The organism is Vulcanococcus limneticus LL, from assembly GCF_002252705.1.
GTDB classification, from domain to species: Bacteria; Cyanobacteriota; Cyanobacteriia; order PCC-6307; family Cyanobiaceae; genus Vulcanococcus; species Vulcanococcus limneticus.
Map to the genome: position 1 here is coordinate 1 of NZ_NQLA01000062.1, position 14580 is coordinate 14580.

General features: G+C 60.7%; 8 protein-coding genes and 1 pseudogene. 8 read left to right on the forward strand and 1 reads right to left on the reverse strand.

Features of this window, described 5'->3' with window-relative positions; all coding sequences use genetic code 11:
* The first annotated feature begins 25 nt into the window (after window positions 1–25).
* From pglX to CJZ98_RS15625, 3 genes are read left to right on the forward strand one after another with little or no spacing between them, the layout of a single operon-like run.
* Window positions 26–2587: a BREX-1 system adenine-specific DNA-methyltransferase PglX gene (pglX, locus tag CJZ98_RS18060; protein ID WP_255082731.1), complete on the forward strand. Its 2562-nt coding sequence runs from the start codon at window positions 26–28 to the stop codon at window positions 2585–2587.
* Window positions 2588–2590: 3 nt separating this feature from the next.
* Window positions 2591–4918, forward strand: a complete 2328-nt coding sequence (locus tag CJZ98_RS15620; protein ID WP_094592047.1) for a GTPase — start codon at window positions 2591–2593, stop codon at window positions 4916–4918.
* A 36-nt stretch (window positions 4919–4954) separates the two neighbouring features.
* Window positions 4955–6670, forward strand: coding sequence for a LeoA/HP0731 family dynamin-like GTPase (locus CJZ98_RS15625; protein WP_094592048.1), 1716 nt, complete (start codon window positions 4955–4957; stop codon window positions 6668–6670).
* Window positions 6671–6690: 20 nt separating this feature from the next.
* On the opposite strand, the gene CJZ98_RS15630 is transcribed toward CJZ98_RS15625, so the two are convergent.
* The gene (locus CJZ98_RS15630; protein WP_157911036.1) at window positions 6691–7971 is read right to left on the reverse strand and encodes an AAA family ATPase; all 1281 of its coding nucleotides are present in this window, start codon (window positions 7969–7971) and stop codon (window positions 6691–6693) included.
* 153 nt (window positions 7972–8124) lie between these two features.
* Between CJZ98_RS15630 and CJZ98_RS15635 the strand changes: the two genes are divergently transcribed.
* The 5 genes and pseudogenes from CJZ98_RS15635 to brxL all read left to right on the forward strand — a co-directional run bounded on the left by CJZ98_RS15635 (window position 8125) and on the right by brxL (window position 14403).
* Window positions 8125–8379: a helix-turn-helix domain-containing protein gene (locus tag CJZ98_RS15635; protein ID WP_094592050.1), complete on the forward strand. Its 255-nt coding sequence runs from the start codon at window positions 8125–8127 to the stop codon at window positions 8377–8379.
* Between the two features lie 38 nt (window positions 8380–8417).
* Window positions 8418–8699, forward strand: a pseudogene (locus CJZ98_RS19170) (HipA N-terminal domain-containing protein); the annotation flags it as partial.
* 159 nt (window positions 8700–8858) lie between these two features.
* Window positions 8859–9716, forward strand: coding sequence for a HipA domain-containing protein (locus CJZ98_RS15640; RefSeq protein ID WP_232756535.1), 858 nt, complete (start codon window positions 8859–8861; stop codon window positions 9714–9716).
* A complete protein-coding gene (gene pglZ / locus CJZ98_RS15645; RefSeq protein ID WP_094592052.1) occupies window positions 9716–12253 on the forward strand; it encodes a BREX-1 system phosphatase PglZ type A in 2538 nt (845 codons plus the stop codon). Before CJZ98_RS15640 ends, pglZ begins: the two co-directional genes overlap by 1 nt.
* An 8-nt stretch (window positions 12254–12261) precedes the next feature.
* Window positions 12262–14403, forward strand: a complete 2142-nt coding sequence (gene brxL / locus CJZ98_RS15650; RefSeq protein ID WP_094592053.1) for a BREX system Lon protease-like protein BrxL — start codon at window positions 12262–12264, stop codon at window positions 14401–14403.
* Window positions 14404–14580 lie beyond the last annotated feature (177 nt).

The following is a 14580-nucleotide window of genomic DNA, read 5'->3' on the forward strand; positions in this document are numbered from 1 at the left end:
TCAGCTGTGGAGCCGATCGCCTGAGGTGCGCGGCCCACCCCAGCTACGCCGGGGTGGGAGTGCCGGGGGAATTACACCACTGAAGGGGACGCCAGCCGCTGCCCAGCTTGCGAGCTTTTCACTGCTGATGAAGGGCCGAGAAGACGACCGGCGCCTGCTGGAGCGGGGCATTCAGCTGAACGTGATGGCCCTGCAGGACAGCACTGGGCTCAACGTGGAACGGCTGGCAGAGAGCGTTGAGCTGGCAACGACTGGCGTCAGCCGCGCCGATCTGAGGATGTTGGTGGAGTTGTTTGCCCAAGCCAAGACCTTCGGTTCACTGATCCAGGTACCGGCGGTGTTGGCCAACAAACTGCCAAATCTGAAACACCTAACCGAGACATCGAGCCAAGATATAATTACAGCGGGAGAGCTCCAGAGGCTGGGAGTGCTGGTATGCCAGGCGGAGATTCTGGCGCAACAGTACCACGCGGTGGTAGCGAATCCGCCGTACATGGGAGGGAAGGGAATGAACCCTGACGTCAAGCAGTTTCTTCGGGATAATTATCCTGACTACAAAGCAGATCTCTTTGCCGCGTTCATTGTACGCGCGCTAGCCCTGTCATTATCTAGCGGACGACTGGGCTTCATGTCGCCGTTCGTCTGGATGTTCTTGTCTTCCTACGAAGGGTTGCGTGAAAACCTCATTTTCAAGGCATCAATCACAACCCTAGTGCAATTAGAATACTCTGGATTCGCTGGCGCCACAGTGCCAATCTGTACCTTTACTCTCCAGAACAAAGGACAGCCACAACTTCTCGGCGGATATATTCGTCTAACGGAATTCCGTGGCGCTGATCTTCAAGGGCCGAGGACTCTTGAAGCCATAGCCGATCCAAGTTGCGGTTGGTTTTACCGCACTGCTAGCAAATCATTTACGAACATACCGGGGAGCCCTATCGCATATTGGATTTCGGATTCTCTGGCTAATGCATTCACTCGTTTCTCGCGGATCTCGGACCTCGGGGAAACTCGCATTGGTCTCATTACAGGTGATAACAGCTACTACATCCGCTTTTGGTATGAGGTGGAAACCAAGAGCATAGGCTTCGGCCTTTCTCGCGAAGAAGCCTCTCGGTCGGATTTGCGCTGGTTTCCCCAATCAAAGGGCGGCGATTTCCGACGTTGGCATGGAAATCACGAAACAGTTGTCAATTGGCATAGCGACGGCCATGAGCTACAATCGCGCCTCCATAGATCCGGGACCCGTACCTTGGCACATAACTTCAACTTGGATCGCATATTCCAACCTGCAATTACATGGACAAAGATCTCCTCAGGCACCTTTTCCGCCAGGCTTCAGCCAAGCGGCTTCCTGTTTAACGATGCATCGGCGAATCTCTTTATAAATACAGATGCAGCGCGACTTCGCACGCTGGCATTTCTGAATTCAAGCCTCTGCATGCGCTTCCTGGAGGCGTTAAATCCAACACTTAATTTTCTCCCTGGGAATATCTCTTCTCTGCCCTTCCCTCCGTCATTTGGGGGCAGCACTGATCAATCTCTTATTTCCATAGCAAAAGAGGCCACAGAACTCGCTCGCACCGACTGGGACAACTTCGAGGTCTCATGGGACTTCCGCGACCAACCGTTGGTGCGACAGGGAGTGAAGGCACACGACTTGAAGACCAGCTGGCGAAATTGGGATACGCAGAGCACCGCAGCGATCAATCGAATGCAGGCGCTGGAGACAGATAACAACCGGATTCTTATTGACGCGTACGGCTTAGGCGGTGAGTTAGAGGCTATGGTGCCTCTGGATCAGGTCACACTCGTACGCGCTGACCAACGAAAGGACGTTGCTGCCTTCCTCTCCTACGCAACCGGCTGCATGATGGGCCGCTTTAGCCTCGATCAAGTCGGCCTGATCCTCGCAGACTCCCGCGAGAGCCAGGCCTCCCAACTCGCCGCCTACGAAGCAAAAGTCGGCATGCCCCTGAGCAAAGTTCAGTTCAATCCTGACCCCGACGGCATCATCCCCGTTCTCGATGGCGAATGGTTCGAAGACGACATCGTCGCCCGCACCCGCGAGTTCCTGGCCGTCACCTTCCCCGAGAGCAGCGTCGCTGAAAACCTGCGCTTCATCGAGCAGTCCCTGGGTAAAGACATCCGCAAGTACTTCTGTAGCGATTTCTACAAGGATCACCTGCAGACCTACAAGAAGCGGCCGATCTACTGGATGGTGCAGAGCCCCAAGAAGGGCTTCGCCTGTCTGATCTACCTGCATCGCTACACCAAGGACACCCTGAACCAGGTGCTCAACAACTACTTCCGGCCCTACTTGCAGAAGCTAGAAGCCCGCCTGGCCCAGCTCGGCCTCGATCAGCTCAACGACGTCCTGCCCGCCCGCGACCGCACCGCTGCCCGCAAGGAGGCCGAGAAGATCACCAAGGTGCTCAGGGAATGCCAGATCTGGGAACAGGACGCCCTGCTGCCCCTGGCTCAGCAGCGCATCGAGCTGGATCTCGATGACGGCGTGAAGGTGAACTACCTCAAGCTCCAGGACGTGCTGGCGCCGATCCCTGGGCTGGCAGCGAAGGAGGAGTGAGGCATGACCGACCCCGTCCAGGAAGCCATCGCCGAGCTGGTCTTCGCTGACCAGCTGGTGGACGTGCACGAGCTGGAGGCGATTGAGGCCGATGCCTGGTTCCGGGCCTACCTCAGCCAGCGGCAGCTGGATCCGGCCTCGTTCATGACCCGTCTGATGACAGCCCACGACGATCCAGCTGTGGATGAACAGGCGCTCGATCGCCTGCCGTCAGTGGACAGGGAGGCTCTGCTCTGCCTGCTGACGGATCTCACCGCTATTGACGACCATCACGATCCTCGTGAGCTGGCCATCCTTTCCCGTTTCGCCACGACCCTCCGCCTTCAGCAGCCACCACTGGACCAGCGCCTGTCAGAGGCCCGGTTACGCATTGAGCCTCTGAGTCAGCAATTGAACAGCCCGTTGCCGCTCCCTCGCAAGCGAGTGCGTGCCCTGAGGCGGGCGGATCGGCTGTTCGGCCAGCCGCGCATTGACGGGTGGGCGGAGCTCCTGAGACAGAAGCTGCGTCTGCGCCGCTGGCGCCGTGAGACCTTCTTCAACCACAAGGCCTACGCACACAGCCTGCAGGAGATGCAGCGGCTCACCCTGGAGCTGATGCCCCTGACCCAGGAGGTGCTGCAACAGGCCACCAGCTCGCTGACGGATCTGCAGCAGGGATTCCAACACATCACCACAGGCCTCGTGGCTGGTGAGCTGCCCAAAGAGAGCCAGGAGCAGCTGGCGACCTTGCTGGCGAGCGTGCGGGAACGACTCGATCGGCTGGTTCAAGACGATCTGGATGGCCTGCGCAACGATCTGCTGGCCAAACAGCGCAGTCTTAACCGCTTCTGCATGGCGGCAGTGGGGCGCACCAAGGCTGGCAAAAGCACCTTGATCGCTACCTTGACGGGCCGTGACCAGGCTGCCAAGGGCGATGGCGGCCAGGGTTTCACCCGCTACAACCGTGCCTATACCTACTGCGGCATCCGCCTGATCGATACGCCTGGCATCGGCGCCGCCGGCGGCCAGGGAGAAAGCTCCCAGCAGGCTGAGGAGCGCGATTCACAAGTGGCTCGCAGCATCTTTCCGGAAACAGACCTCGTCTGTTTTGTGATGGACAGCGACTCCACCACACCCTGTGCACGCGAACTGATTCAGCAGTTGCATCACCGCGGCAAGGCCTTCATCATTCTCCTCAACGTCAAGGCGGCAACGCAGGGCGGCCTCGATCTCTGCCGGCAACGCCTGGATGCCAAGTTCGCGCGCGAGGGCGAGCAGTCGATCAGCGGCAATATCGCCGCCATCCGTCGGGATCTGAGCGGTGTCCTTGGAGTCCAGCCTGCAGAGGCGGTCCCCATCATCCCGATCCACGCGATTTCCGCCTTCAAAGCGACTTACTCGGTTCAAGACCCCGAGGAGAAGGAAGCCTGGCGTGATCTCAGTCGGGTGGACGTCTTTCTGGAGCAGTTGGATCAACTGATCACCGACCAGGCTCCCATGCTCCGCCGGCGAACCCTGCGCGATAACCCGCGCCGGGAACTGGTGCGGATCGCGACAGACCTCGAAGGACTGGCCCAGTCCCTCCAGGAACAGGCCAAGGTCTTTGGAAACACTGAAGAGAGTGCACTGAAGCAAGTGGCGGAGATCTTCGGCGACCTCGAGCGTTCACTCATGGGCCGTCTTGATGAACTCTTCAAGAAATTGGAGGCGGAAGCCACCACCTTCAGCAACGACAACTTCCGGAGAAACGGTTCCGAGATCGAGCGTCGCTGGCGCAAAGCACTGGAGCGCTTTGACCTAAACAAGAAGCTGGAGGGTGAAATGGAGTGTCTGAAGACTGAGTTGGCAAGCAGGCTCGAAGATCTGCAGGCGGACATCCTCGCTCGCCTTCAGTTTCAAGCTGGAACGGTCAGCTTCAAACATGGTGTTGATTTTGGCTTCGACATTGAGTTCGAGGAAAATCTGCGTCGCAATATTAAGCTGGGATTCCAGTTGCTCAGCAGCGCCTTGTCGATTGCCATGCTGTGGCTTGGACCCGCTGGCTGGGTGGTGTCAGCGGCATTGGTTATAGCCAACTTACTGCCATCTCTGTTTGAATCCTTTCTTCCAGATGCCGAAGAGAGACGACAGAAAGCCAAAGCCAGTCTGAAACGAAAGCTCTTAGAAGGTTTTTCTGAGCCGCGCTCCCAGATTTCAACTCAAGTCAATTCCATTCTGAAACAGCTACGGGATCAGGTGACGGCCGCCCTCCAGCAAAGCCTGGGAGGCAGTCAACTCGCCCTGCTGGCGTTCCATGACCAGCTGCAGAAGACCCAGACCGACCTGCAACAGCAGGCTCAGCGCCTCAGCTGATCGCTCTCGACCGATCTTTCCTCGCTTGCCCCTTCGATGACGACCTTTCAGCTCGCCGACCTGCAAAACAGAATCGAATCCAACCTGGATGAACTCCAGAGCTTTCTGCTTTCGAGGGGTGAGCCAGCCTTGCAGGCAGCGGCCGACGCCCTGGAAGGTCATCGGCGAGTCTCGCGGGAACGCCCCCTGTTGAGTCTTGCCTTCAGTGGTCAGTACAGCGCAGGCAAGTCAACCATCATCTCCGCGCTCACCGGTGACCAGACCATCCGCATCTCGGCGGATGTCGCCACCGATGAGGTGAAGGCCTACCGGTGGCGGGATATCGAGCTCTGGGATACGCCGGGATTGTATGCGGACAGGGCTGATCACACGGCCAAGGCGGAACAGGCACAGCGCGAGGCAGATCTGATCGTCTACTGCCTGACGACCAATCTCTTTGACAATGTCACCGCCAGTGATTTTCGACGCCTGGCCTTTGAGAAAGGATATGCCCCCAAGCTTTTCCTGCTGATCAATAAGCTGTCAATGGAGGATGTGGACGATACCGCCTCCTATCTTTTGAACCTCACCTCCTCCATTGATCGCACCCTGTCTCCCCATAGGCTCAGCCAGTTCAATCACGCATTCATTGACGCGCAGGACTACAGAGACGGTCTCGCCAGCTCCAATCAGGACTTGATCCGCTTCAGTCGCTTTGAGGCGTTCGTCGAGCAACTCAACGCCTGGATCAAGGAACGCGGACTGCTGGCGCGTCTGGATCCACCGATCCGGCTCGGGCTCAGCACGATCGATGAGGGACTGGCGACCTTGCCAGAGTCCACCTTCGAACAAAATCCACAACTCTTTCTTCTGAACGAGCAGCTTCGAATTGTTCAGACCCAGCAGCGGCGCACGGACGCGGAGCTACGTCGACTGGCTTCGGGGGTCATTCACGAGATGCAGTTGCTCGGCGAGCAGCTCCTCAGTGGCGAACTCAGCGATGACCCGAAGCTGGCAGAAGCCAGCTTTCAAAGCAGAGCTGAAGAGATCAACAAAGAGACCTATGAAGGCCTGAATCTCCTCATTCATGAATCGTATGAGCAGCTTCAGAGGAGGCTCGATGATTTTGCCAACGAACCGTTGGTTGCCGACTACTTTGCGAACGTCGATGCCAGCCAAGCAGCTTCCTTCCCCACCGACGATTCAACGCAAGGTGGCAATGGCAACGCCATCATGGATATGGCCAAGAGGTTGCTCGGCAAGGGAGCAGAGCGCTTTGGGCTGCCAGGTGGCCTGATGACTGGCACTAGGGAAATGGCGGGTTCTGCAGGCCACCAACTGATTTACAACGTTGGCAAGATGTTCGGCAAGAACTTCAAGCCATGGGAAGCCGTGAAAATGGCCAAGGGGCTTGGTCAGGCTCTTGCATTCGTCGGCATCGCCATGTCGGCCTATGAAATCTATGAACAGGTCAACGAAGAAGCGAAGGCTAACGAGAAGCAGCGACAATATGAGCAACAGCTTCAGGAAGCACGTGCACAGATCCGTGCCCTGGCTGATGCCATGGTTGCCCAGCTCCTAGAGATCTACCAGAAGGAGTACGCGCTGCCTGTGATCGGGATCATCCTGGAGAGGCTCAACGCCGAGCGCGACCGCATCCTTGCCCAGGAGGCCAGCAACAAAGAGCTCGTGGAAGGCCTGTCATCACAACGCGCTCAGCTCAAGGGCTATCTCAAACAGCTGTACGCCACCGATCAGCAGGTGGAGGCCTGAACTCGATGGCTGGCGTCTGCCTACAGCGCCAATCCCGCCGTGCCGGTCATCAAGTACTGAATGGCCTCTCGTCCCCGGCGAGGCAAGACCTCAACGGCGCCGAACTTAATCAATTGCTGCAGGCTCTGCGACACCGTGAGCTGCCTCACCTGCCACAGCTCCACCAGCTCAGCCTGGGTCTGGATGCTGCCTGCATCCACTCCCGCCCAGGCCGGCAGGCGTTCCCAGGCCGTATCCCCCAGCTGCTCCTGCAGTTCCACCTGGTTGCGTTGCCGCAGCGTGAGCAGCAGATCGTCCAACCCCACCGGCGCCACGTCGACCCCTGCGCTGGTGAGCCCCAGCAGGGCTGTGATTCCATCCTCCAAAGCCTTCAGCATCCCTCGCAGATCGCCGCGGAACAGCTCGTAAAGCCTCTTCACCACGGCAGCTTCCACAGGGGAGCGCCAGGGTCTGGCTGGATCCAGTTGCAACGCCTCATAGCGATTGGCCAGCAACTGCTCCACATCCCCAAGCGCCAGAGGCTCCAGCACCAGCGGGTGGCTGAACACCGAGCGGATCTGCGTGTGGCTCTGAACCACCGTCCACACGGCATCAGTGGTGCCCACCACGATCAGATGCAGGCCGTCGTGCAGCAGGGCCTGATCGCGGATGCCCCGCAGCCGGTCAGCCGCCTGCGATGCGTCCGCCTCACTGAGGTTTTCAAGGTTGTTGAGGTGCAGCACGATGCCCCGGGCTCCCTGGCCGATCGCGTAGCGGATCAGGTCGCGCAACACCCGCGGACCATCCAGCAGCAGCGCCCCGGGCGGGGTTGCAACGCTTTCGCTCTGGCTTCCGCCAACCCCAAGGCCGAAGGCCGACAGCGTGAGACCGCCCCCACGCAGGCGGATGCTGCGCACCAGCTGTTGCGCGGCCTCCACTTCGGGCCCCGCCGCCGTCGGGCAGTTCGCCAGCACGGCGTCGTACACCCCGGAAAGCAACTGCCCGAGCAGCTGTTCACTGGCGCCCTCGGCGCCCGCGCCTTTGGCGCTGATCGGGATGATCGCGTCGGAACTCCAGTAGCCCTCCGCCTGGGCATCGGTCTTCACGGTTTGCACCAGGCTGGTTTTGCCGATTCCTGGACGCCCCGCCACCGCCTGGCGGGAGGCGGCACTGCTGCCGATCGCGGTGAGCAGCAGCTGCCGCTCCCGTTGGCGCCCCACAAACAGGCGAAGCGGCGTAACCGGCGAATCCGCCCTCAGGGTGGCCTGGAAGAAGGGGGAGGAGCGCAGGTTGTAGAGGCCCCAGAGGTTCGGCAGCGCCATGGCGCGAGGTATTGGCAAAGGGCTGCAGCCAGTCAAGACTGGGCAGCTATTGGCCAATCTGGCAATACATGCCATTCCACTAGCAGGAAAAACAATAAATGCCATTCACCAGGAATCCTGTTAACGTGTGTTTATTGAGATTCCGAGTGGAGCATGGCCCCAGGCGAGCAGGTGATCCGCGCCCCTGCCCAGTTGGGGGTGCTCCTCAGAGGCATCCGGCGGCAGCAGGGTCTGAGCCAGCAGGAGTTGGCCCTCAAGGCCGGTGGCACCAGCCAGGCTCGGCTCTCCCAGCTCGAGTTGCAGCCGGGGCGCCTCACCGTGGAGCGCCTGCTGTTGATCCTGGCCGCGCTCAACCTCGAACTGGTGGTGCGGCCCCGTCAGGGCGCCATCGAGACGGCCGAGTGGTGATGGCCAGGCCAACGAGCGCACGATCACTGGCGGTGTGGATGAATGGCGAACGCGTCGGCACCTGGTCGTTGCCGGCGCGGGGGCCTCAGCAGTTCACCTACGCCGAATCCTGGCTGCACTCCAGTCAGTTCCGGCCGTTGTCGCTGTCGCTGCCGGCTGGCCTCGGGGCCACGGCACTTACAGGAAGCGCCGTGGAGAGCTGGTTCGACAACCTCCTCCCTGACAGCGACGCCATCCGCCGTAGAGCCCAGGCCCGGTTTCAGGCTGCCAGCACCAGTGCCTTCGATCTGCTGGCTGCGGTCGGCCGCGACTGTGCCGGAGCCGTGCAGCTGCTTCCGCCAGACCAGGAGCCAAGCGGCATCGATCGAATCGAGGCCCGGCCTCTGAGTAACCAGGAGATCGGCCAGCGCCTGCGCGCCGTCACGGCTGCGCCGGCTCCAGGATCCCTGGGACCTGAGTCCGATGAGCTGCGGTTCTCTGTGGCCGGTGCCCAGGAGAAAACAGCCTTCCTGCTGCACGACAGCCAATGGTGTCTGCCGTTGGCGAGCACGCCCACCACCCACCTCTTCAAGTTGCCGATGGGTGTGATTGGTGAGGGCCAGATTGATTTCAGCACCTCTGTGGACAATGAGTGGCTTTGCAGCAAGGTGCTCAAGGCCTACGGGCTACCAGTGGCCTCCACGGAGATGGCAAGTTTTGACGGCGAGCGCTGCCTGATTGTGCAGCGCTTTGATCGGCGACTGCATGCCAGTGGCGCCTATTGGCTGCGCCTGCCCACGGAAGACTGTTGCCAGGCAACATCCACACCGGCCAGCAACAAATACGAGAACAATGGCGGCCCCGGCATGGTGGCCATTGCCGCGCTGCTGGCTCAGTCCTCAGAGCGCAGCGACCTGGCCAGTTTCTTCAAGGCGCAGGTGTTGTTCTGGATGCTGCGCGCCATTGATGGCCACGCCAAGAACTTCAGCCTCTTTCTCAATCCCGGCGGCCGCTTTCAGCTCACCCCGCTCTACGACGTACTCTCGGCCTGGCCGGTGATCGGCAACCGCAGCGGCCAGTGGCCCCAGCAAAAGCTCAGGATGGCGATGGCCTGGAATGGTGAAACAGGGCGTTATTACAAGCCTTTAGAGATCACAGGCCGTCGCATGCTGCTCACCGCAAAACGGCTTGGCCTGGGCGACGCCCAACCCCTCCTTCACGAGCTGATCGCCCAGACTCCAACTGTGATTGCTGCGGTGCAGGCCCAGTTGCCTGCTGACTTTCCACAGACCGTCGCCGAACCGGTGTTCACCGGTCTGCAAACCTCCGCCAGCCAGCTTCAGCGCGAACTGATCTGATGCCTGCATCTCCCGCCGCCTCCAGCCGCATCCACGAGAGCCTCGACACCGCCCTGGCTCGCAGGCGGGTGGTGCTCTGGTACGACCCCAACGGGGAGTGGGCCTCGGAGTTCGATGCCTACCAACCTGCCGCTGCCCAGAAGCTGCGGGTGGAGGGCAACGAGTTCTCCGTAAAGGTGGCGATCAGCCGGGCACCACTTGCTCATCGCTTTCTCCTCTACCTTCCCTCCGCCAAACCATCGGAGCCCGAGAACTGGCTGCTGGATCTGCTTCTGGCCGGCCATGACTTCACCGCCGACCGCGCCTCGCTCGACATCCAGGAGGCCGGCTTGACGCTGGAGTTCAAGGAGCTGGCCCAGCAGCACAAGGCCTTCTTCCGCTCTCCCGTCCGCACCACCAAGCTCAAGGAGCTGCTGCGGCCCAACGACGATGAAGCTGCCGTGCGGCTCAAGATGCTCGCCGTGCTGTCCAAGCAACAGCCCAACATCGACCAACTGCTGCAGCATGCCTTCAGCCAGCTGGATCCCGCCGACAAGGACGGCGACGACTCGGTGGAGGCCACCTACGGCAGTGCCCAGCTGAGCAGCCACTTCTGGCAGGCGGTCGGCGACAAGTTCGGTTACCGCAGCCCCGAGCCCAACCTGCGTGACTTCGCGGTTGCCCTGTTCAACAGCGTGAGTTCGATCGGGCCTGCCGGTGACCTCCAGCCGCATGGGCGGGTGTTTCTGAGCATCTGGAAGGACAGCCTCAAGGGCAGGGCCGCCTTCGAGCAGTGGAGCGACCATCTCGCTGGCGTGCTGCGGATTGAGGATCAGCTCAATGACGCCCCCGAGAGCTACAACCCCGATGACGACGACAGCTATGAACTGATTGAGCGCTTTGTGCTCAGCCGCCTGCTGCAGCGCTTCCAGGCTGAGGCCCCTGACGCCGAACTGCTGGAGACGATCCGCAACCGCAGCAACTCCTGCTGGTTTGGGAGGCACCAACACGGCTACCGGGCCCTGGAGCAGGCCATCACCTTCCGCCAGCTCCTGGGCAAGGCCGACCTGCAGGTGCCCAGCTTCGAGGAGGGCCTCCAGCGCTACTGCAACTCCTGGTGGCGCCTCGATCAGGCCTACCGGCGCTGCATCTTCCATGCCCGCACCTACCAGCAGCCAGGCCTGTTCAAGCCGCTGCGGGAGTGGTTGGAAAACCAGTACGTGAATAACGTGCTGCTGCCGCTCACCAATCGCTGGAGCGATCAGGTGAGCCAGCTCAGCGCCTGGAGCTCCAACACCCTGCCGCGGCAGAAGGAGTTCCACATGCGCTATGTGCATGCGCCGCTCAGCTCCCGTGGCCTCAAGCGGTTGTTTGTGGTGATCTCCGATGCCCTGCGCTACGAGGCCGCGCGCGACTTCGCCGATCGCCTCAACAGCCAGGCCGGTAAGGGGTGGAACGCCGAGGTGGAGGCCCTGCTGGGGGTGCTGCCCTCCTACACCCAGCTGGGCATGGCGGCCCTGCTGCCCGGTGCCCAGCTCGGGATCAACCCCGCCGATGGCACCGCCCTCGTGGACGGCCAGAGCGCTACCGGCACCGACAACCGCGACAAGATCCTCAAGGCCTACGCCAACGGCCGCGCCAAGGCGATCCAGGCGGAAGACTTCCTCAACCTGCCCACCACCAAGGAGGGAGCCGAACTGATTAAGGATCACGACCTGATCGTTGTGTATCACAACCGCATTGACCGGATCGGCGACAAGCGCGATAGCGAAGCCGATACCTGCCAGGCGGTGGAGCAGGCCTTTGATGAGCTGGACTCGATCCTGCGCAAGATCACCAGCCTCAAGGGCAGTCAGGCCGTGATCACCGCCGATCACGGCTTCCTGTTCCAGCAGGAGCCGGTGGATGCCAACGATCGCTCGGAATTCCCCAAGGCCAAGGAACTGAGCTTCAAGAACCGCCGGTTCGCGCTTGGCACCGGCATCCAGCCCAGCGCTGGCCAGAAGGTCTTCACCGCCGCCGACCTCGGACTGTCCGGCAAATGGGAGGCTGTCTTTTCCCTGGGGCTGGATCGCTACCCCCGCTCGGGATCGGGTTCGCGTTTCGTGCATGGCGGCACCTCCCTGCAGGAGGTGGTGGTGCCGGTGATCCGGCTCAAGAAGGAGCGCAAGGACGAGAGCCGCCCCGTGGCGGCGGAGCTGCTGCGGGTGCCCGCCAAGATCACCACCAGCCGCTTACCCTTCGGGGTGTTCCAGCTGGAGCCGGTGGAGCCCCGCAAGCGCCTGCCACTCCAGCTGCGCATCACGCTGGTGGCCAAGGCCGATGGGGCCCTCCTCTGCGAACCCCGCACCCTGCTGCTCGATTCTGCCGCCAGCGAAGCCCGCGAACGTGAGCAGCAGGTGATTCTCGACCTCTCCAACGCCGCTGGCGACTACAACAACCAGCCAGTGGAACTGCGCCTGGAGCAGCTGCTGGAGGGTGTCGCCACCCCGGTTCCCTACAAGACTGTGGAGCTCAAGCTGCAGCGGCCCTTCGGCAGCGACTTCGACGACTTCTGATCCCCGCCATGGCCACCAGCGCAACCCCTGCTGCCCACAGCCCCCTGGATCAGAAGATCCTGGAGCACTTCCCAGGCCTGGTGGTGCGCAAGGACCTCACCACCGAGCTCAAACAGAACGCGGTGGTGCCCACCTATGTACTGGAGTACCTGCTCGGCCAGCACTGCGCCACCGACGACCCAACCCTGATCAGCGAAGGGCTGGAATCGGTACGGCGAATCCTCGCCAAGCACTACGTGCACCGCAACCAGGCCGAGCTGGTCAAATCCACGATCAAGGAGCGCGGCATCCACAAGGTGATCGACAAGCTCACCGTGGAGCTCAACGAGAAGGGAGGCTTCTATGAGGTGGAGTTCACCAACCTCGGCCTCAAGAAAGTCCCGATCGATGTGGACTTCGTCAAGCGCTACCCCAAGTTGTTGGTGGGTGGCATCTGGGCGATCACCGATGTGGAGTATGAGCTTCCCACCGACCCCAAGGCCAGCCCTTGGCAGATTTCCAGCGTCAAGCCAATCCAGGTGGCTGGCGTCGACCACGACGAGTTCCTGAAAGCGCGAGCTCAGTTCACCACCGATGAGTGGATGGATGTGCTCATGCAGAGCGTGGGCTTCAACCCCGAGCACTTCAGCCGCCGCGCCAAGCTGCTCACCTTGATCCGGCTGATCCCTTACTGCGAACGCAACTACGACCTGCTGGAGCTGGGTCCGAAGGGGACTGGTAAATCCCACATCTTTGCTGAGTTCTCGCCCCACGGCATGTTGATCTCCGGCTCGGAGGTCACCGCACCGAAGCTGTTCGTGAGTAATGCCAGCGGCAAGATTGGCCTGGTGGGCTACTGGGATTGCATCTGTTTCGACGAGTTCGCCGGCAAGGACAAGAAGGTCGACAAAACGCTGGTCGACATCATGAAGAACTACATGGCCAACCGCACCTTCTCTCGCGGCATCGAGCAGCTCTCAGCCGAGGCCTCGATGGTGTTCATGGGCAACACCCAGAAGTCGGTGGCCTACATGCTCAAGCACTCCCACTTCTACGAGCCACTACCCGACAAATACATCGACTCGGCCTTCCTGGATCGCATCCACGCCTTCAACCCCGGCTGGGAGGTGCAGCCCGTGCGCCACGAGCTGTTCTGCACTGGCTACGGCTTCGTGGTGGACTACATCGCAGAGGTGCTCAAACACCTGCGCACGGAGGACTACACGGGCCTCTACAAGCCCCACTTCGAGATCACCTCGGAGGTCTCCACCCGCGATCAGACGGGCTTTGAGAAGACCTTCTCCGGTCTAATGAAGATCATCCACCCCGATGGTAAGGCCGCTCCTGAGGAGATCGCCGAGCTCTTGGAGTTCGCTATGGAGTGCCGTCGGCGTGTGCGGGAGCAGATCCTGCGCATCGACGACACCTTCAAGGCCAACGACTTCGTGTATCGCCCCTTGGCGGGTGGTCATGCCGTCACGGTGCTGACACCTGAGGAGCGCCAGTACCCACAGTTCGCTGGCATGAGGCCCGCGTCTTCCCATGCCGCCAAAGAGGTCGTGGAGCCACAGCCCAGTAAGACAGGTGTCGTTCAAGCCAGCCCCAACATCGAGATAGAGGCCGCTGTCGTTCCAGCCCACACCGCGCCTCATCTCAAGCCCCTATTGCAGGAGCGGCATGTCGTCCTTCCAGAGAACACCAAGGGCTGGAGCTACCGGCGTCTCTTTGGCGACTACCTGGTTGGCGCGTCTCAGGTCACACTCATGGATCCTTACATCCGAGCCTTTCACCAGATTCGGAACTTGGTAGAGTTCCTTCGCATGGTAAACGAACTCACGCCTGCGGGTGACGAGGTCAACGTGCACCTGATCACAGGCCCAGAGACTGAGAGCAAGGAGAAACTCGAAAAGCAAGTCGAGAACCTCTCGCAGGTTCAGGCCTCATTCGCAGAGACGGCGACACCCTTCAGTTTTGAGCTCTCGACTAGTCCAAACTTCCATGCCCGCAGCATTCGAACCGACACGGGCTGGAAGATCTCTATTGACCGAGGCTTGGATATCTTCCAATGGTTTGAAAGTTCAGCCTTCAATGCGGCGACCAATCTCCAAGAGGCCAGACTGACGAAGGGTTGTGAGATCAGCTTCATACGCAAAGCTGATCCCATTGATTGACGGAGTCCAGGCTCTCAAGGTTGAGGACGCTTCGTAAAGGCAACATGCAACGACCGTGGCAGGGCGCCATCTCATGGCCCTGACGTGGACCCCGGAAACCGGTCCAGGGTGAATGAGAGTCCTCATCCGGCCAGACTGGGCCGGGGACTCGACCATGAAACGCACCAGGCACACAGC